Origin of the sequence: Shinella sp. JR1-6 (genome assembly GCF_004284735.1) — a bacterium.
Taxonomy (GTDB): Bacteria; Pseudomonadota; Alphaproteobacteria; order Rhizobiales; family Rhizobiaceae; genus Shinella.
The window spans coordinates 284,075-303,024 of record NZ_SHMI01000006.1 but is presented as its reverse complement, the minus strand read 5'-3'; the positions used below and the strand labels follow the sequence as shown (position 1 = coordinate 303,024).

Annotated in this window: 17 protein-coding genes and 1 riboswitch; of the genes, 14 read left to right on the top strand and 3 right to left on the bottom strand. The window is 63.2% G+C overall.

Going from position 1 to position 18,950, the window contains the following annotated elements; translation table 11 throughout:
* Window positions 1-104: 104 nt before the first annotated feature.
* Genes pstC through phoB form a run of 5 tightly spaced genes read left to right on the top strand, consistent with a single transcriptional unit; the run spans window position 105 to window position 5,225 of the window.
* Window positions 105-1,589: a phosphate ABC transporter permease subunit PstC gene (gene pstC, locus EXZ48_RS13740; RefSeq protein ID WP_130516460.1), complete on the top strand. Its 1,485-nt coding sequence runs from the start codon at window positions 105-107 to the stop codon at window positions 1,587-1,589.
* Window positions 1,586-2,914, top strand: coding sequence for a phosphate ABC transporter permease PstA (gene pstA, locus EXZ48_RS13735; protein ID WP_023512170.1), 1,329 nt, complete (start codon window positions 1,586-1,588; stop codon window positions 2,912-2,914). Before pstC ends, pstA begins: the two co-directional genes overlap by 4 nt.
* A 13-nt stretch (window positions 2,915-2,927) precedes the next feature.
* Window positions 2,928-3,743: a phosphate ABC transporter ATP-binding protein PstB gene (gene pstB / locus EXZ48_RS13730; RefSeq protein ID WP_024270209.1), complete on the top strand. Its 816-nt coding sequence runs from the start codon at window positions 2,928-2,930 to the stop codon at window positions 3,741-3,743.
* A gap of 51 nt (window positions 3,744-3,794) precedes the next feature.
* Window positions 3,795-4,523 carry a phosphate signaling complex protein PhoU gene (gene phoU / locus EXZ48_RS13725; RefSeq protein ID WP_024270208.1) on the top strand — a complete coding sequence of 243 codons (729 nt, stop codon included), beginning with the start codon at window positions 3,795-3,797 and terminating at the stop codon, window positions 4,521-4,523.
* Window positions 4,524-4,541: 18 nt separating this feature from the next.
* Window positions 4,542-5,225, top strand: a complete 684-nt coding sequence (phoB, locus tag EXZ48_RS13720; protein WP_023511852.1) for a phosphate regulon transcriptional regulator PhoB — start codon at window positions 4,542-4,544, stop codon at window positions 5,223-5,225.
* 138 nt (window positions 5,226-5,363) lie between these two features.
* Here the strand turns inward: phoB and EXZ48_RS13715 are convergent, their stop codons facing one another.
* Window positions 5,364-5,900 (bottom strand): GcrA family cell cycle regulator, encoded by a 537-nt coding sequence (locus tag EXZ48_RS13715; RefSeq protein ID WP_023511853.1) that lies wholly within the window; start codon window positions 5,898-5,900, stop codon window positions 5,364-5,366.
* Between the two features lie 423 nt (window positions 5,901-6,323).
* On the opposite strand from EXZ48_RS13715, the gene EXZ48_RS13710 reads away from it, so the two are divergent.
* The 3 genes from EXZ48_RS13710 (at window position 6,324) to EXZ48_RS13700 (ending at window position 9,700) form a co-directional block, all read left to right on the top strand.
* Window positions 6,324-7,514, top strand: coding sequence for an aspartate aminotransferase family protein (locus EXZ48_RS13710; RefSeq protein ID WP_023517494.1), 1,191 nt, complete (start codon window positions 6,324-6,326; stop codon window positions 7,512-7,514).
* 79 nt (window positions 7,515-7,593) lie between these two features.
* Complete coding sequence (gene argF, locus EXZ48_RS13705) at window positions 7,594-8,505, top strand: ornithine carbamoyltransferase (RefSeq protein WP_130516458.1); 912 nt, start codon at window positions 7,594-7,596, stop codon at window positions 8,503-8,505.
* Window positions 8,506-8,707: 202 nt separating this feature from the next.
* Window positions 8,708-9,700: an Hsp33 family molecular chaperone gene (locus tag EXZ48_RS13700; protein ID WP_037405932.1), complete on the top strand. Its 993-nt coding sequence runs from the start codon at window positions 8,708-8,710 to the stop codon at window positions 9,698-9,700.
* 17 nt (window positions 9,701-9,717) lie between these two features.
* Here the strand turns inward: EXZ48_RS13700 and apaG are convergent, their stop codons facing one another.
* Together apaG and EXZ48_RS13690 are read right to left on the bottom strand one after the other, a co-directional pair.
* Entirely contained in the window at window positions 9,718-10,110 is a 393-nt protein-coding gene (gene apaG / locus EXZ48_RS13695; protein WP_023516605.1) for a Co2+/Mg2+ efflux protein ApaG, read from the bottom strand.
* A 126-nt stretch (window positions 10,111-10,236) separates the two neighbouring features.
* Complete coding sequence (locus tag EXZ48_RS13690; RefSeq protein WP_130516456.1) at window positions 10,237-11,421, bottom strand: O-succinylhomoserine sulfhydrylase; 1,185 nt, start codon at window positions 11,419-11,421, stop codon at window positions 10,237-10,239.
* A 43-nt stretch (window positions 11,422-11,464) separates the two neighbouring features.
* Window positions 11,465-11,543: riboswitch (SAM riboswitch) on the bottom strand.
* 162 nt (window positions 11,544-11,705) lie between these two features.
* Between EXZ48_RS13690 and EXZ48_RS13685 the strand changes: the two genes are divergently transcribed.
* The 6 genes from EXZ48_RS13685 (at window position 11,706) to EXZ48_RS13660 (ending at window position 18,941) form a co-directional block, all read left to right on the top strand.
* Window positions 11,706-12,815 carry a 2'-deoxycytidine 5'-triphosphate deaminase gene (locus EXZ48_RS13685; RefSeq protein WP_130516454.1) on the top strand — a complete coding sequence of 370 codons (1,110 nt, stop codon included), beginning with the start codon at window positions 11,706-11,708 and terminating at the stop codon, window positions 12,813-12,815.
* 186 nt (window positions 12,816-13,001) lie between these two features.
* A complete protein-coding gene (locus EXZ48_RS13680; protein ID WP_130516452.1) occupies window positions 13,002-14,144 on the top strand; it encodes an ABC transporter ATP-binding protein in 1,143 nt (380 codons plus the stop codon).
* A 21-nt stretch (window positions 14,145-14,165) separates the two neighbouring features.
* The gene (locus EXZ48_RS13675) at window positions 14,166-15,398 is read left to right on the top strand and encodes a sugar ABC transporter substrate-binding protein (protein WP_130516450.1); all 1,233 of its coding nucleotides are present in this window, start codon (window positions 14,166-14,168) and stop codon (window positions 15,396-15,398) included.
* A 90-nt stretch (window positions 15,399-15,488) separates the two neighbouring features.
* Complete coding sequence (locus tag EXZ48_RS13670) at window positions 15,489-16,433, top strand: carbohydrate ABC transporter permease (RefSeq protein ID WP_130516448.1); 945 nt, start codon at window positions 15,489-15,491, stop codon at window positions 16,431-16,433.
* Complete coding sequence (locus tag EXZ48_RS13665; RefSeq protein WP_024270204.1) at window positions 16,426-17,238, top strand: carbohydrate ABC transporter permease; 813 nt, start codon at window positions 16,426-16,428, stop codon at window positions 17,236-17,238. Before EXZ48_RS13670 ends, EXZ48_RS13665 begins: the two co-directional genes overlap by 8 nt.
* Window positions 17,239-17,240: 2 nt before the next feature.
* Window positions 17,241-18,941, top strand: coding sequence for an amylo-alpha-1,6-glucosidase (locus tag EXZ48_RS13660; RefSeq protein ID WP_130516446.1), 1,701 nt, complete (start codon window positions 17,241-17,243; stop codon window positions 18,939-18,941).
* Window positions 18,942-18,950: the final 9 nt, after the last annotated feature.

Here is an 18,950-nt window from a genome sequence, read left to right as displayed (position 1 = left end):
CGGTTTCTCTCAGGAGAGATTGCGCCGGTCGCTCTCTTTCGGGCGGTTTTGCCCGCGTCTGTCGAAAGGTCGGGGCGGGTGGTCTCGCCGGGAGAATTTCCTCAATGAGTATTTCCCTTCTTCTGCTCGTCGTCGCCGTGATTGGCGTGGTGGGCTATCTTATTGGCAGCTGGCGCGCCAACGCGCTTGCCGGCGGCAAGCTTTCCAATCTTCATTCCCGGCCGGGTTACTACGGCTCCTTCGTCGCCATCTGGTCCATGCTTCCGGCCATCGCCCTCCTGCTGGTCTGGATCATCGCGAGCCCGATCTATATCGGCTCGACGGTTCGCGCCGGCTTTCCCGATGAGGTGAAGGCCGAGCCGCAGGCGACGCAGAACCTCAACTACAACATGATCGGTGCCATCGCCCGCGGCTTCAAGCTGCTCTCCGCCGAGGAGCGCGATGCGCTGTTCAAGGACGGTGCCGCCGCCCGCCAGGTGCTCGGCAGCAAGGGCGTGCCGCTCGCCGCGGATCCTGCGCCCTACATGCTGACGGCTGCCGACGATCTCAACCGCATGACGACGGCAAGCAGCACCTTCCTGTCGATCCTGGTCGTGGTTGCCGCACTTGCCGGCGGCGCTTTCGCCTACCGCGCGATCGCGCCGAAGTTCCGCGCCCGCAACCGCGTCGAAGGCGTCATGCTGGTCGGCCTCATCGTTGCTTCGTCGATCGCGATCCTGACGACAGTCGGCATCGTTGCCTCGATGGCGACGGAGGCGATCAGCTTCTTCAACATGGTTTCGGCCTGGGAATTCTTCTTCGGTACGACCTGGGATCCGCGTTTCGCTGCTGCCGGAGCCACGGATTCCTCCGGTCAGTTCGGCCTGATCCCGCTGCTTGCCGGCACGCTTTACATCGGCTTCGTCGCCATGCTCGTCGCTGTGCCGGTCGGTCTCTTCGCCGCCATCTACATGTCGGAATACGCCTCGCGCACGGTCCGTTCGATCGCCAAGCCGCTGCTCGAAGTGCTCGCCGGCATCCCGACCATCGTGTACGGCTTCTTTGCCCTCATCACGGTCGGCCCGTTCCTGCGCGACATCTCCGCCCAGCTGAACGGCCTCGTCACCGGCAACTATGCCAACTTCATCCAGGCGCAGAGCGTGCTGACCGCCGGCATCGTCATGGGCATCATGCTGATCCCCTATGTCTCCTCGCTGTCGGACGATATCATCACCGCCGTTCCGCGCGCCCTGCGTGATGGTTCGCTCGGCCTCGGCGCGACGTGGTCGGAGACCATCAAGCGCGTCATCCTGCCGGCCGCCCTGCCGGGCATCGTCGGCGCGCTGCTGATGACCGCCTCGCGTGCCGTCGGCGAAACCATGATCGTGGTGCTTGCCGCCGGTGTTGCCGCCCGCATGCAGCTCAACCCCTTCGAACCGATGACGACGGTGACGGTCAAGATCGTCAACCAGCTGACGGGCGACCTCGAATTCACCTCGCCTCAGACGCTCGTGGCCTTCGCGCTCGGCATCACGCTCTTCGTCATCACGCTCTGCCTTAACATCTACGCCCTCTACATCGTGCGCAAATACCGGGAGCAGTACGAATGAGCCAGGTCTCCACGAGCCCTTCGATGGCCGCCCTCGGCGTTGCCGCCAAACCCGAACGCCGCGATATCGGCCTTGGTCGCCGCTATGCCGCCGAACGCCGCTTCCGCCTCTACGGCATGGCTGCGATTGCCTTCGGTCTGCTCTTCCTGTTCCTCCTGCTGTTTTCGGTCGTCTCCAAGGGCTACACCGCGTTCCAGCAGACGATGATCACCATTCCGGTCGAGTTCTCCGAACAGGTCATCGACAAGAACAACGAGCGTGCCACCAACCCGCAGAAGCTGGTTACGGCGAACTACCCGATCGTTGCCCGCAATGCGCTCGCCAAGGTGCTGGGCGTCGACGAAAAGGACCGGGCCGGCCTGAAGGCGGTCAACGGTATGATTTCGGACAGCGTCCGCGTGCAGTTGCGCGATCTCGTCACCGCCGATCCCGCGATCATCGGCACGACGAAGACCGTGACGTTCCTTGCCCATGGTGACCTCGACTCCGCCTTCAAGGGCCAGATCGACCTCGCCGTGCCGGAAACGAACCGCAAGGTCTCCGACAAGCAGGTCGGCTGGATGAACACGCTCGCCGAAAGCGGCGCGCTCGCCAAGCACTTCAACACCGGCCTCTTCACCAATGGCGCATCGAGCCGTCCGGAGGCTGCCGGCGTTGGCGTCGCAGCGATCGGCTCGCTCTACATGATGCTGATCGTGCTCGTGCTCTCCCTGCCGATCGGTGTCGCTGCCTCGATCTATCTGGAGGAGTTCGCTCCGAAGAACCGGTTCACGGACCTTATCGAGGTGAACATCAACAACCTCGCCGCCGTACCGTCCATCGTCTACGGTCTTCTCGGCCTTGCTGTCTTCGTCAACTTCGCGGGCTTCCCGCGCTCGGCGGCCCTCGTCGGCGGCCTGGTGCTGACCCTCATGACGCTGCCGACGATCATCATCGCGACCCGTGCCGCGCTGAAAGCCGTGCCGCCATCGATCCGCTCGGCTGCGCTTGGCCTCGGTGCCTCGAAGATGCAGACCGTGTTCCACCATGTCCTGCCGCTCGCGATGCCCGGCATCCTGACGGGCACGATCATCGGTCTTGCTCACGCACTCGGTGAAACCGCCCCGCTGCTTCTCATCGGCATGGTCGCCTTCGTCGCCGATGTTCCGGCAACGCCGATGGACCCTGCGACGGCGCTTCCGGTGCAGATCTACATGTGGGCCAACGAGGCGGAACGCGCCTTCGTCGAGCGCACCTCCGGAGCCATCATCGTGCTCCTCATCTTCCTCATCCTCATGAATGTTGGCGCCATCCTGTTGCGCCGCCGTTTCGAACGGCGCTGGTAGAAGGACCGGTCATATGAACATGATGTCAGAAGCAGCAGTCGAGAAAGCGCTGGACAAGAAAATGAACGACATTTCCTACAAGATGATCGGCAAGGACGTCTCGGTCTACTACGGCGAGAAGCGCGCCCTCTACGATGTGAACCTCAATGTTCGCGAAAACACGGTGACCGCCCTTATCGGCCCGTCGGGCTGCGGCAAGTCGACCTTCCTGCGCACGCTGAACCGCATGAACGACACGATCGACGGTTGCCGCGTCACCGGCCGCATCACGCTCGATACGGACGATATCTACGATCCGAACATCGACGTCGTGGAGCTGCGTGCCCGCGTCGGCATGGTCTTCCAGAAGCCGAACCCGTTCCCGAAGTCGATCTACGAGAATGTCGCTTATGGCCCGCGTATCCACGGTCTCGCCAAGGGGAAGGCCGACATGGACGCCATCGTCGAGCAGAGCCTTCAGAAGGCCGGCCTGTGGAACGAGGTGAAGGATCGTCTGCATGAAGGCGGCACGGGCCTTTCCGGCGGCCAGCAGCAGCGCCTGTGCATCGCCCGCGCCGTCGCCGTCAGCCCGGAAGTCATCCTCATGGACGAGCCCTGCTCGGCGCTCGACCCGATCGCGACCGCCAAGGTCGAGGAACTGATCCATGAACTGCGCGCGAACTTCACCATCGTCATCGTGACGCACTCGATGCAGCAGGCGGCCCGCGTCTCGCAGCGCACCGCCATGTTCCACCTCGGCAACCTCGTCGAGGAGAACGACACCGACAAGATGTTCACCAACCCGGATGACCAGCGCACGCAGGACTACATCATGGGCCGCTTCGGCTGACGCCTTCGTCGCCGAGCATCCCTGGAACCCGAGCGCATTAAGGACTGAGCCATGTCATCGAGCCACATCGTCTCCATCTACGACGAAGAACTGAAATACCTCTCCCGCCGCATCTCCGAAATGGGCGGCACCGCCGAGCAGATGGTCGCCGATTCCGTCCGCGCCCTCGTCACGACCGACGCGGCGCTGGCCCAGAAGGTGATCTCCGAGGACGTCATCCTCGATACGGCAGAGCGCCAGATCAACGACAAGGCGATCGTCACCATCGCCAAGCGCCAGCCGATGGCGGCGGACCTGCGCGAAATCATGGGCGCGATCCGTATCGCGGCCGAACTGGAGCGCGTCGGCGATCTCGGAAAGAACACCGCCAAGCGCGTCATCGCCGTCCAGAGCTCGGGCATGCCCCGCAAGCTCGCCCGCGGCCTGGAGCATCTCGCCGAGCTCGCGCTGATGCAGCTCAAGGAAGTGCTCGACGTCTATGCCACCCGCTCGATCGAGAAGGCCAAGGCGATCCGCGAGCGCGACGACGAGATCGATGCGATCTATACCTCGCTGTTCCGCGAACTCCTGACCTACATGATGGAAGACCCGCGCAACATCACACCCTGCACGCATCTCCTGTTCTGCGCCAAGAACATCGAGCGCATCGGCGACCACGCGACCAACATCGCCGAAACCATCTACTACATGGCAACAGGCTCGCAGCCGGAAGGTGAGCGTCCGAAGGACGATACCTCGACCTCCGTCGTCGCGGCCGATGTCGCCGACGCGTCCGAGTAAAGAGCAAGGTTCAACTCCATGGTGCCCAGAATTGCCGTCGTGGAAGACGAGGAGGCCCTGAGTGTTCTCCTCCGTTACAATCTGGAAGCGGAAGGTTTCGAGGTCGATACGATCCTGAACGGTGACGAGGCCGAGATGCGCTTGCAGGAGCGCATGCCGGATCTCCTCATCCTCGACTGGATGCTCCCGGGCGTTTCCGGCATCGAGCTGTGCCGACGCCTGCGCCAGCGCCCGGAAACCGAACGCCTGCCGATCATCATGCTGACGGCGCGCGGCGAGGAGAGCGAGCGCGTGCGCGGGCTTGCCACCGGTGCGGACGACTATGTCGTCAAGCCCTTCTCGACGCCGGAACTGGTTGCCCGCGTGCGGGCGATGCTGCGCCGTGCCAAGCCCGAGGTTGTCTCGACGGTGCTGCGCTGCGGCGACATCGAGCTCGACCGCGAGACGCACCGCGTCCATCGTCGCACCCGCGAGGTCCGCCTTGGCCCGACGGAGTTCCGCCTTCTGGAGTTCCTGATGACCTCGCCCGGCCGCGTCTTCTCACGCTCGCAGCTTCTCGACGGGGTCTGGGGCCATGACATTTATGTCGACGAGCGCACCGTCGACGTGCATGTCGGGCGTCTGCGGAAGGCGCTCAACTTCGCCAACATGCAGGACGTCATCCGCACGGTCCGCGGCGCCGGCTATTCGCTGGAAACCTGAGCGAGCGGAATTCCTCCCAAGGACGGAAATGGGCCCTCAGGGGCCTGTTTGCGTTTTGGGGGAATAGTAGAGGCACCACCATCTCAAACGAAAACGGACCCTTTCGGGTCCGCATCGCATTTTCTGCCGTGGTAGATGTTATCGCATCCGGCGGCGCTCGGCCGAGGGCTGGTAGGCGAGGCGCTGGTGGTAGGTGCAGTAGGGCGAATTGTCGGGGGACTCGTTGCCGCAGAAGTGGAAGTCGTCGTTGAGCGGGTCTCCGATCGGCCACTTGCAGGTGCGCTCGGTGAGCTGGGTCAGCTCGAGACGACGCGACATCGGCACGACCACGTTGTTGCGGTTGGCCGGAACCGGAAGGGTCTCGGCCTGCATTTCGAAATCGGCGTCGATCTCTTCCTTGACAATGGCGTTGCCGGCCGGACGGGCGACCGGACGGGCGGCGACGGGACGGGCAGCGAAGTTCGACGGACGCGGCGTCGCCGGAGCCGGACGCTTGGCGCGTGTCGCGGTCTGGGTGCCGCCGGCCTTGGCGCGGCCGGGCAGATTCAGCCGGTGCACCTTGCCGATGACGGCATTGCGGCTGACGCCGCCGAGCTGCGCCGCGATCTGGCTCGCGCTCAGGCCCTCGCTCCAGAGCTTCTTGAGTTTCTCGACGCGCTCGTCTGTCCAGTTCATGTTTTTGTCTCCGCTCGGCGTTCAGGATGCGGGAATCCCTCGTCGTGCTCCGGACGGGTCCGGAACCTGAACGCCCTAACTCTCTTGCTGACTAGTTCCGCCGCATGCAGTCTAGTAATTGGTCTTTAACCTAGAGACCGGTGGACTCTGTGACAAGAGTCGCCGGAATCCGGGCGAATCGATTTCGGAGTTTTCCCCAACTTGCTGGTCGGGTGTGACTCGATAGAGACACCTTCCATGCGCGTCGCGAATCCTCACCTTGCGGGATGTTCAGCGCCATTTCGGGTGCGATTTTGTTGACATCCCAATATGAAATGCTGATAGTGCGGCATGCCGCCGAAAGGCGGCTTTTGGTTTTTCTGAGGCTTGGAAAAGTCAAGCTGCATTTCTGTTTTTCCGCATCTCTTTTCGGAGGATCCACGCATGGCCGATGTCGCGCCGCTCTATGAAACCTACATGCGTGCGCCGCTCCGGTTCACGCGCGGGGAGGGCGTGTGGCTGACCACCGAAGATGGCGAGCGATATCTCGATTTTGCCGCCGGTGTTGCCGTCAACTCGCTCGGCCATGCGCATCCTCATCTCGTCGCCGCGCTGAAGGAGCAGGCCGACAAGGTCTGGCACCTGTCGAACCTCTATGAGGTTCCGGGCCAGGAAAGCCTCGGCAGCCGGCTGACGCAGGCCACGTTCGCCGACAAGGTGTTCTTCACCAATTCAGGTGCAGAGGCGCTGGAATGTGCGATCAAGACCGCCCGGCGCTACCATTTTGCCAAGGGCCATCCCGGCAAGTACCACATCATCACCTTCGAGGGTGCCTTCCACGGGCGCACGATCGCGACGATCGCCGCCGGCGGTCAGGAAAAATACATCGAGGGCTTCGGCCCCAAGGCGCCGGGCTTTCTCAAGGTCCCCTTCGGCGACATCACGGCCGTCAAGGACGCGATCACCGAGGAAACGGCCGGTATCCTGATCGAGCCGGTGCAGGGCGAGGGCGGGCTGCGCCCGGTGTCGAAGGAGTTCATGCAGGAGCTGCGCCAGCTCTGTGACGAATACGGCCTGCTGCTCATCCTCGATGAGGTGCAGACCGGCGTCGGTCGCACGGGGCGGCTCTTCGCTCACGAATGGGCAGGGGTCGCGCCTGACATCATGGCGATTGCCAAGGGTATCGGCGGCGGTTTCCCGCTCGGTGCCTGCCTTGCCACGAACGAGGCGGCGGCCGGCATGGTTGCCGGTACGCACGGCTCTACCTATGGCGGCAACCCGCTTGCCATGGCCGTCGGCAACGCCGTGTTGGACGTGGTGCTGGAAGACGGCTTCCTCGAGCATGTGCGTGATGTCGCGCTCGTCTTCCGCCAGGGGCTGGCCGCGCTGAAGGATCGCTTCCCCGATGTCATCGAGGATGTCCGCGGCGAGGGACTGATGCTCGGCATCAAGGCAAAAATCCCGGTCGCCGATCTCCTGAAGGGCGTGCGGGCGGAAAACCTGCTTGCCGTGCCGGCCGGCGACAATGTGCTGCGGCTGCTGCCGCCGTTGACCGTGACCGCGGAGGAAGCGCGCGAGGGGCTTGCCCGCATCGAGCGCGCTGCGGAAAAACTCACGGCTGCCAAGGCCGCATAGGCCTGCAGCGCCGTGCGTCGTGATGGCGCGCCAGGGGCGCTGCAGCCACAAAAGGATCCCGGGACAGACAGGACATATCATGGCCAAGCATTTTCTCGATCTTTCCGCCGTTTCGGAAAGCGATCTTCGCGTCATCATGGACGATGCGCACACGCGCAAGGCTGCCAGCAAGGCTGGCACGGAAGCCAAGCCGCTTGCCGGCAAGATGCTTGCGATGATCTTCGAGAAGCCCTCCACGCGAACCCGCGTCTCCTTCGACGTCGGCATGCGTCAGCTCGGCGGCGAGACGCTGTTCTTGTCGGGTACGGAAATGCAGCTTGGCCGCGCCGAGACGATCGGCGACACGGCGAAGGTCCTGTCGCGCTATGTCGATGCCATCATGATCCGCACGACGGACCATGCACGCATGCTGGAGCTTGCCGAACACGCCACGGTACCCGTCATCAACGCGCTGACGGACATGACGCATCCCTGCCAGATCATGGCCGACCTCATGACCTTCGAGGAGCATCGCGGCTCCACCAAGGGCAAGACCTTCGCCTGGACGGGCGACGGCAACAATGTGCTGCATTCCTTTGTCGAGGGTTCCGCCCGCTTCGGCTACAAGATGAAGATGGCCGTGCCGATGGGCTCCGAGCCGGACGACAAGATCCTGAACTGGGCGCGCGACAATGGCGGCGACATCCTGCTCGGCCATGATCCCGAGGCGATCGTCGACGGTGTCGATCTCGTCGTCACCGACTGCTGGGTGTCGATGAACCAGGAGCATCGCGCCCGTGGCCACAACATCTTCCAGCCCTACCAGGTCAACAAGCAGCTGATGGAGCGCGCCGGCAAGGATGCGCTCTTCATGCACTGCCTGCCCGCCCATCGCGGCGAAGAGGTGACCGACGAGGTGATCGACGGCCCGCAGTCCGTGGTCTTCGACGAGGCGGAAAACCGCCTCCATGCGCAGAAGTCGATCCTCGCCTGGTGCTTCGGCGTCGTCTGACGCTCATCTTGAAAAATGCCGCCAGCGGCACGATCTAGGGGCCATCACGGAGCGTCGCGAGGCGCTTTCTCTGGCGCATGCCTGCCCGGTGTGGAATGATCGGGCAAGAGCGAGTGCGATATCACGGTAGAACGCCTGTCGGCAGCAGGCCGGGCCCATGGCCTCGGCGGGGCCGAAGCGTGCAAGGAGCAGAATGATGATGATGGCTGAAAATGCCCTGAAACTCGGTGAACCCGGTTTTACCGGCGATGACCATGTCCTGCCGTTCCAGGTGGATGGCCTTGATGTGCGCGGCCGCGCCGTGCAGCTTGGCCCGATGCTCGACGGCATTCTCGGTCGGCACGACTATCCCGCGCCCGTCGCCCGGCTGCTTGCCGAGGCGATCACGCTCACCGTGCTGCTCGGCACCTCGCTGAAATTCGAGGGCAAGCTGATCGTCCAGACGAAGGGCGACGGCCCTGTCGATCTGCTGGTGGCCGATTTCTCTGCTCCGGAAAATGTCCGCGCCTACGCCCGCTTCGACCAGGCGGCGCTTGACGCTGCGATTGCCGCCGGTGCAACGGAGCCGCACGAGCTTCTCGGCAAGGGTATTCTCGCCTTCACCATCGACCAGGGCGCGCATACCCAGCGCTACCAGGGCATCGTGCCGCTCGACGGACATACGCTGGAGGAGATCGCCGGCGTCTACTTCCGCCAGTCGGAGCAGATTCCGACCAAGGTGCGCCTCGGCGTTGCCGAACTCTACGACCGCGATGCCGCCGGCAAGGCGCGCCATCGCTGGCGAGCGGGCGGCATGGTCGCGCAGTTCCTGCCTCAGGCGCCGGAGCGCATGCGCCAGGCCGATCTTCCGGGCGGCGACGGCGAGGAGGCCGGGCACAAGATCGCCGATGACGACAACTGGGCTGAAGCCAAGGCCATGGTCGAAACGATCGACGCAGACGAGCTGACAGATCCCAATGTCGGCACCGAACGGCTGCTGTTCCGCCTTTTCCACGAGCGGGGCGTGCGCGTCTACCAGCCGCAGCAGGTCTTCGATCGCTGCTCTTGCTCGCGCGAGAAGCTGAAGGGTGTTCTGGCCGGTCTCAGTGCCGAGGAAATCGCGCATACCGCCGACGACAAGGGCGAGATCGCGGTCACCTGTGAGTTCTGCTCGACGACCTACCGCTTCGAGGCGGCGGAAGTCCTGCCGCAGTAGGGGGATTTTCTCCGCCCTCAGTTGAGGGTACGCGCCTGCCCTGGCGTATCCAGTGAAAAGGCGGGAATGGCGACGTCGAAGGCTTCGCCGTTCTCCGCCTCCATACGGTAGCGGCCGAACATGATGCCCGAGGGCGTTTCGAGCGGGCAGCCGGAAGAGTACTCGTAAGTGTCGCCGGGGCGCAGCACCGGCTGCTCGCCGATGACGCCGGGGCCGTTCACTTCATCGACCTGGCCGTTCTGGTCGGTAATGTGCCAGTAGCGTGTCATCAGCCTGACGGCGACGTCGGAATGGTTTGCGATGACCACCCGGTATCCCCACACATAGCGGCTGTCGTCGGGGTCGGACTGGTCGGCCAGGTAATACGGCTCTACGGTCACTTCGATGTCGCGGGTCAGCGCACGATACATAGGCAAGCCTTGAACTGATTAGCTTCTGCTATTCTACACGAATGTGGTTTCGTCAAGGATAAGCAGAGAAAGCACCGGCCTCCTCGGCCGGTGCTTCCGTATTTGTCCATCGCTCTGGCGAAGGGCTCAGGCCTTGACCCTGGAAAGTGCCCGCGCGAAATCCTCGAGCAGGTCTTCGCTGTCCTCGATACCCGCCGAAAGGCGCACCGTGCCGGCCGAAATGCCGAGCTCGGCGCGCGCCTCGTCGGTGAGGTTCTTGTGCGTCGTCGTCGCCGGATGGGTGATGAGGCTCTTGGCGTCGCCAAGATTGTTGGAGATCTTTACGACCTCCAGCGCGTCCTGCAGTGCGAAGGCCGCGTCCTTGCCGCCCTTCAACTCGAAGCAGACGAGCGTCGAGCCGCCCGCCATCTGCTTGGCAATGATGTCGGCCTGCGGATGGTCCTTGCGGCCCGGATAGATCACGCGGGCGACCTGGCTCTGGTCGGCGAGGAAGTCCGCGATGCGGCTCGCATTCTCGGTTTGCTGCTTGACGCGAAGCGGCAGCGTTTCGATGCCCTTCAGAAGCGTCCAGGCATTGAACGGCGACATGGCCGGGCCCGTGTGGCGGAAGTAGTCGTGCAGGTTCTCGTCGATCCACTGCTTGTCCGAAAGCACCACGCCGCCAAGGCAGCGGCCCTGGCCGTCGATATGCTTGGTGGCCGAATAGACGACGACATGCGCGCCGAGCTCCAGCGGCTTCTGGAAGAGCGGTGTCGCAAAGACGTTGTCGACCACGACCTTGGCGCCGATCTGGTTGGCGAGTTTGGCGACGCCCGCAATGTCGATCACTTCGAGCGTCGGGTTGGTCGGGCTTTCGAGGAAGAACACCTTGGTGTTCTTCTGGATGGCCTTTTCCCAGTTGGAAAGGTCGCGGCCGTCGACCAGCGTGCATTCGATGCCGTATTTCGGCGCGAGCGTCTCGACCACCCAGCGGCAGGAACCGAAGAGCGCACGGGCGGCCACGATATGGTCACCGGCCTTGAGCTGGCAGAGGATTGCGGCGGTAACGGCGGCCATGCCTGACGCGGTGGCGCGCGCATCTTCGGCGCCTTCCAGCATGCACATGCGCTTTTCGAACATGTCGTTGGTCGGGCTGCCGTAGCGGGCGTAGATGAAACCGTCGGTTTCGCCCTTGAAGCGGGCTTCGGCCGCCGCCGAGGTGTCGTAGACGAAGCCTTGCGTGAGGAAGATTGCTTCTGCGGTTTCACCGTGCTGGGAACGGGTGGTTCCGCCGTGAACGAGTTGGGTGGCCGGGCGCCAGGACTTGCTCATGTGATCGTCGCCTTCAAACAAAAAAACCGGCCGCAAAAGCAGGCCGGTTTCGAACCCGGCCTTTTTAGCTACTTGTTTTACGTGGCTGCAAGCCGGCCGGCCAAATCACCACGGGATAATCTGCTAATACTGCGCCCCCGCGCTTGCGTCAATTGGCGGCATTTGGTTTTGTGCGGGCCTTCCGGGTATTGTTCCGAAACGTGGGCATCGGCTTTCGGAAGAAACGATACGAAAAGCAGGCGGCCGGAGCATCTGGCCCGCTGCTGTGACGGGACGGTATGACGATGAGTGGTTCTGCAACGCGCAGCACGGGCATTCTGGCGGACAGCGCCATTCGCGGCTTGTTCGAAAGTGGCCGGCTGAAGAGCGAGGCTGCGCTGGATGACGACCAGATCCAGCCTGCAAGTCTCGACCTGCGGCTCGGCGCAAGGGCTTTTCGCGTCCGGGCGAGTTTCCTGCCGGGGCCGTCCCACCTCGTTGCCGACAAGCTCGACCGGCTGAAGCTGCACGTCATCGACCTCACCGACGGCGCGGTGCTGGAGACGGGTTGCGTCTATATCGTGCCGCTGATGGAAAGCCTCGACCTGCCGGCGGAACTGGCGGCTTCCGCCAATCCGAAGAGCTCCACCGGCCGCCTCGACATCTTCACCCGCGTCATCACCGATCGCGCGCAGGAATTCGACAAGATTCCAGCCGGCTATTCCGGCCCGCTCTATCTCGAAATCTCGCCACGCACCTTCCCCATCGTCGTGCGTCGCGGTTCGCGTCTGTCGCAGGTTCGCTTTCGCAAGGGCAATGCCCTGCTCGGTGAAAGCGAGCTGCTCGCCCTCCACAGCACGGACACGCTTGTCGCCAGCGAGACGCCGAACGTCTCCGGCGGCGGCATCGCGCTTTCCATCGACCTCAAGGGCACCGGCCCGGACGGGCTCATCGGCTATCGCGGCAAGCACCACACGTCCGTCGTCGATGTCGACCGCAAGAACCAGCATGACATCTTCGATTTCTGGGAGCCGCTGTTCAGCCGCGGCCGCAACGAACTGATCCTCGATCCCGACGAGTTCTATATCCTCGTCTCCCGCGAGGCCGTTCATGTCCCGCCGCTCTATGCCGCCGAAATGACCCCCTTCGATCCGCTCGTCGGCGAATTCCGCGTCCATTATGCCGGCTTCTTCGATCCCGGCTTCGGTCATGCCCCGGCGGGCGGCTCCGGCAGCCGCGCCGTCTTGGAAGTGCGCAGCCATGAAGTGCCCTTCATCCTGGAGCACGGTCAGATCGTCGGCCGCCTCGTCTACGAGCACATGCTCGGTGCACCGGAAGGTCTCTACGGTTCCGGCCTCGGCTCCAACTATCAGGCGCAGGGCCTGAAGCTGTCGAAGCATTTCCGCGTCGGATAACGCCGCTTTCACAAGAGCTTGCGCCGGTCGTATCGTGGCCGGCCCCCTGCCGTGACCATCGGTCCGGCAGGGTGTTTCGCGCATTTCATTTTCTACTTTACAAATTAAGTTAAACGTTTTTATTATGATATAAACGTTTAACAAGGGCTGGGGAGCCCGGACGTTTCGCCGACAGGGAGGACGCCGTTGGCATCGATCCGCATCGAAAATCTCCGAAAAGGTTTTGGCGCTCTGGAGGTGCTGAAGGGTATCGACCTTGAAATCGCCGATGGTGAATTCGTCTGTTTCCTCGGCCCCTCGGGCTGCGGCAAGAGCACGTTGCTGCGCTCCATTGCCGGTCTCGAGGAGCTGGATGGCGGCACCATCCGCCTCGGCGAGCGCGATATCACCCATGTGCCTTCCGCCAAGCGCGACATCGCCATGGTTTTCCAGAATTATGCGCTCTACCCGCATATGAACGTGCGGAAAAACCTCTCCTTCGGTCTCGCGCTGAACGGCATGAAGCGTGACGAGATCGACCGCCGCGTCGAAGGCGCCGCGGATATCCTTCGCATCAAGGAGCTGCTGGCCCGCAAGCCGCGCCAGCTCTCCGGCGGTCAGCGCCAGCGTGTCGCCATCGGTCGCGCCATCGTGCGCGAGCCGAAACTCTTCCTGCTCGACGAGCCGCTGTCGAACCTCGATGCGGGCCTGCGCGTCACCATGCGCGTCGAGCTTGCCGCGCTGCATGCCCGTCTCGGCGCAACGATGATCTATGTGACGCATGACCAGGTCGAGGCGATGACGCTCTCCGATCGTGTCGTCGTGCTCGACAAGGGCAAGGTCAGCCAGTTCGGCACGCCTCTGGAGCTGTTCTACCAGCCCGCCAACCTCTTCGTCGCCGGCTTCATCGGCTCGCCGCGCATGAATTTCGTGGAGGCGGAGGTCGCGGGGCAGGAAGGCACGCACATCACGCTGTCGGGCGGCGGCCTGAAGCAGCCGGTCGTCTTCGAAGCCGACGCCACCCCGGCGATTGCCGGCAAGGTCACGCTCGGCATCCGGCCGGACAGGATCGAGATCGTCCCGGCCAGTGAAGGGGAGCTTGCCGGCACTGTGCGCCTCGTCGAGCGGCTCGGTACGGAAAGCCACGTCCATCTGAGCCTCGAGGACGGCCGCGACATGACGGCGGTGGTGCGCGGCACGCATCCGGTCGCCAACGGCGAAACGGTCCATCTCTGCCTGCCGCCGCAGCATTGCTACCTGTTCGACGCGGAAGGCCGGGCAGTGCACCGCCGCCTCGATGCGGAGACCGAGGCGCTCATCGTCAACGAAAAGGGGAAGCGGGTCGCCTGACCCGGTAAAGGAGGAAATGGAATGAGGAAGAACACGATAGTCATCGCCGGTTCGCTGGCTGCCTTCCTGCTGGCGGGCAGCGTGTCGGCGCATGCTGAAGACGTGCTGCGCTTCGCGACCTGGGATTCCGATGAGAGCCTTGCCATCCAGCAGGCCATCGCGAAGAAATTCGAGGAGAAGCATCCGGGCGTGAAGGTGCAGGTTGAGCCCTATGCCGATGGCTACGACCAGAAGCTCGTCGCCGCCTTTGGCGCGGGCAGCCCGCCCGACGTCATGTATATGTGGAACTTCCCGCAATACTACACGTCGCTGATGCCGCTCGACGATCTCATCGCCAGGGACGCCGCCGAGATCAAGCCGGACGACATTCCGCAAGGTCTGATGAACACGACCCGTGTCGAGGGCAAGACCTATGGCATGCCGGCGGGTTTCACGACCCAGGTCGTGTTCTACAACAAGGACATGTTCAAGGCGGCGGGTGTCGAAGAGCCGAAGGACGGCTGGACCTGGGACGATCTGCGCGCCAAGGCGGCGAAGTTCCGCAACAAGGAGAACAAGGTCTACGGCTTTGCGGTCGACGCGAAGCCGGATCCCTATGATTTCGAACAGTTCCTCTGGTCGAACGGCACGAAGTACATCTCTGACGACGGCAAGACGATCGATGGCAACATGAACAGCGAAGCGGCGGTTCAGGTGCTCGACATGTTCGGCGACATGGCGAAGAAGGAAGAGGCTGCCACGCTGCATGTGGGTGACGACACGTCCGGCGATACGCTCTTCAAGGGTGGCAAGATCGCCATGTTCCAGAGTGCCATGTGGTCGAAGTCGGGTATCGATTCCGCCGGCTTCAGCTACGGTGTCGCGCCGTTGCCAAAATTCGGCGACAAGCCGGCCCATTCGGCGCTCGGTGTTTCGGCCATGTCGATCGCGAAGGATGCCAAGCAGCCGGATCTTGCCTGGGAGTTCGTCAAGTTCTTCTCCTCGCCGGAGGCGGTCGCCATGCGCACCAATGACCTTCCGGTCCGCACCAGCGTGGCGGAAGGGATGGGCATGACCAAGGACCCGGTCTACAAGCCGTTCTTCGATATCCTCGCGACTTCCAGCACCGAGACGCACGCCTTCCTGAAGAACCGGAACTGGGGCAAGGTGCAGGACAACCTCGCCCGCGCCATCGAGGCGACGATGATCGACCAGGGCAACGCCAAGGCGCATCTCGACGACGCCGTGAAGCGCTCGCAACGTTTCCTGAAGTAATCCCGCCTCCTTGCTGTCCCCTTCTCTCTACCGGGAGAAGGGGCAGAAGGCGCCCTTTTCGTTCCAAAGCGAAGTCCAGGGGAGTGAAACGTGACCATTGCTACAACCGTACCCGAGGTCGTGCAGAAACGGCGATCCGCCTTCTCGCGCCATCTGACGGCCTATCTGTTCATTTCCCCGTGGATCCTGGGTTTTCTGTTTTTCACCCTCGGCCCGCTGCTCTTCTCGCTCACCATGAGTTTTCATGACTGGCCGGTCGTCGGCGAGCGCACCTTCATCGGCTTCGACAACTACCGGACGATGCTGTTCGACGACCCGCAATTCTGGGAAAGCCTCTGGATCACGGTGAAGTTTGCCGCGATCTACGTGCCCTTCAACATCGTCATGTCCTTCCTCGTCGCGCTGATGCTGCATCACGCGAATTTTGCCAGCGGCTTCTTCCGCACGGCCTTTTATCTCCCGAGCGTCATTTCCGGCGTCGCGCTGGTGACGATTTGGAGCTGGATCTACAGCCGCGAATATGGTCTCCTGAACTTCATGCTGTCGCTCGTCGGCGTGGACGGGCCGAACTGGCTCGGCGAACCCGGCCTTGCCATCGTCGCCATCATCATCGCCAGCCTCTGGGGGTTCGGCGGCACCATGCTGATCCTGCTGACGGGCCTGAAGGCCATTCCCAAGGAGCTTTACGAGGCGGCGACCGTCTCCGGCGTGCCGGGCTGGGCACAGATGCTGTTCATCACTTTGCCGATGCTCGGTCCCATGCTGCTCTTCACCTTCATCACCTCGATCATCGCCGCCTTCCAGCAACTGACGATCGCGCTTTTGATGACCAAGGGCGGCCCGCTCGGCTCCACCTATTTCTTCGCCATGTATATCTACGACAACGCCTTCAAGTATTTCGACATGGGCTATGCCGCCGCCGGCTCCTGGGTGATGTTCCTCATCGTGCTGGTGCTGAGCCTGCTCGTCATGCGCTGGTCCTCGGCCTGGGTCTATTACGAGGGCGAAGTGAAGGGAGGCGACCGCGATGCGTAAGACGCTGCTCTATTCCGCGCTGATCCTGCTGTCGGCGCTGTTCATCGCGCCCTTCTACTGGACCTTCATGACGGCGGTCAAAAGTCAGGCGGACCTTTACCAGTTCCCTCCGGTCTTCTGGCCCTCCGAATGGCACTTTGAAAACTTCTTCATCGCCTGGAACAAGCAGCCCTTTGGCACGTACCTCACGAACTCGCTGATCGTCGTCACCTTCTCCACCATCGGCCAGCTCATCTCGTCGTCGCTCGTCGCCTACGGTTTCGCGCGCTTCCGGTTCCCCGGCCGTGATCCGCTGTTCATCCTGCTGCTCGCCACCATGATGATCCCGTGGGATGTGAAGATGATCCCGCTCTACATGGAGTTCAACCTGCTCGGCTGGATCAACACGTTGAAGCCGCTCATCGTGCCCGCCTATTTCGCCGATGCCTTCTTCGTCTTCCTGCTGCGCCAGTACATCATGACGGTGCCGGTCGAGATCGACGAGGCCGCGCGCATGGACGGGGCCAATGCCTTCGATATCTATTGGCGCATTCACCTGCCGCTGATGATGCCGGCGCTGGTGTTGGTCGGCACGTTCCACTTCATGAATGCCTGGAACGACTATCTCGGCCCGCTGATCTTCCTAAACGACCAGTCCATGTACACGCTCACCCTCGGCCTCTCCATGTTCAAGGGCCTGCATGAGGTGGACGTGACATCGATCGCGGCGATCACCGTCGTGCTCTGCCTGCCGCCGCTCGCCCTGTTCTTCCTGGCGCAGCGCTACATCATGGACGGCGCCGTCGGCTCCTCGGTCAAGGGGTGACGATGCTCTTCGACATCGACCATATCCCGTTCAGCCGGAAGGGCCGTTTCCTCACCCTGTCGATGATGGCGGTGCCGGGTGGCGAGGGTGAACGTGCCCTTTACCTCCGCTTTGTCACTGGCGGCGACGAGCGTCCCTCGCTCGGCCGCCTCTGCCGGGTGGCGTTTTTCGATGCGGCCGGCAACCCGGCGACGCCGATCTTCGAACTCGCGCCCGAAAAGCTTGTCGCGCGGATCGGCAAAGGCGAAGTCGGCTTCGTCATCGGCGAGGGCGAGCGGCTACACGTTAGCGGCGTCGCGGCCGGTGTGCGCTTCCACCTCGAAGGCTCACGCTACGATTACGTCTACCGCACGCCGCAGGGCGAACCGTGCCTCGTCGCGGCCGTCGAAAACGTCAAATTCATCCCGCGCGTCGTCACGGGCACGCTCGACGTCACAGGCGCCTGGCAGAGGGATCATTCGGAAAAGGTGAGCGTCGCCTTCTCCGGTACCACTTTCGAGGCCAGCGTCGATTTCTTCCGCACGGTGCCGTGCACGGAGCATCCGGGGCGCTATGGGGATGCGCTGGCGGGCGCATCGGCGGATTTTGCCGGCTGGCGCACGCGCATGCCAATAGCCCTCGCCGGGCAGGGGGAGGCGCACCGTCTCGCCAGTTACCTGCTCTGGGCGAATGGCGTGCCGGCCGGCGGCGTGCTGACGCGTCCGGCGATCTACATGTCCAAGAACCACATGATCAACATCTGGAGCTGGGACAACGCCTTTTCCGCCCTCGGCGTCGCGGGAGCCGATGCAAGCCTCGCCTTTGACCAGCTCGCCGTCATCTTCGACCATCAGGATGCCTCCGGCTTGCTGCCCGATTACATCAACGACCGCGACGTGCTCTTCGCCTTCACCAAGCCGCCGGTGCACGGCTGGGCCGTCTCGCTGATCGAGGCCGAACATCCCGGCTTCCTGACGCCCGAACGCAAAACCTATCTCAGGGACAAAATCGGAAAACAGGTCGACTACTGGCTCACCCACGCCCGCGCCGGCGAAGGAAACCTGCCGGGCTATTTCCACGGCAACGATAGCGGCTGGGACAACGCCACCTTCTTCGCCGAAGGCGGCCCCGTCGTCTCTCCCGATCTGCCGACCTTTCTGATCCTCGCCTGCGACACGCTCTCCACCCTTCTGGAAGACGAGCCTGTCCGCGCCGCCGCCTGGCGGGCGAAGGCGGAAGGTTTGAAAAACCTGCTGATCAAAACCCTCTGGACCGGCGAAACGTTTTGCGCCCGGCTCGCCGACGATCCGCAGCGCGTGCTGCCCGACCAGAACCTCATCCAGTTCATGCCGCTTCTCCTCGGCGACCGCCTGCCGCGCGCGATCGTACAAAAACTCCTTGCCCGGCTAACGGACGGTGGTTTCATCACCGAATGGGGGCCGGCGACGGAAAGCCCGAAAAGCCCACTCTACGAGGACGACGGCTATTGGCGCGGCCCCATCTGGGCGCCGACGACGCTGCTCCTCTGGGATGGCCTTCGCCGGCAAGGGGAAATGGAACTTGCGACGACGATCGCGGAAAAGTTCTGTTCTCTTGCCTCCAAAAACGGTATGGCCGAGAACTTCGATGCCCGGTCGGGGAGGGGCTTGCGGGACCGGGCGTTCGCCTGGACATCCGCCGCCTATATTCTCCTCGCCGCCTCCCTCAGCCAGGACCAGCCGTAGCGAGCCGAG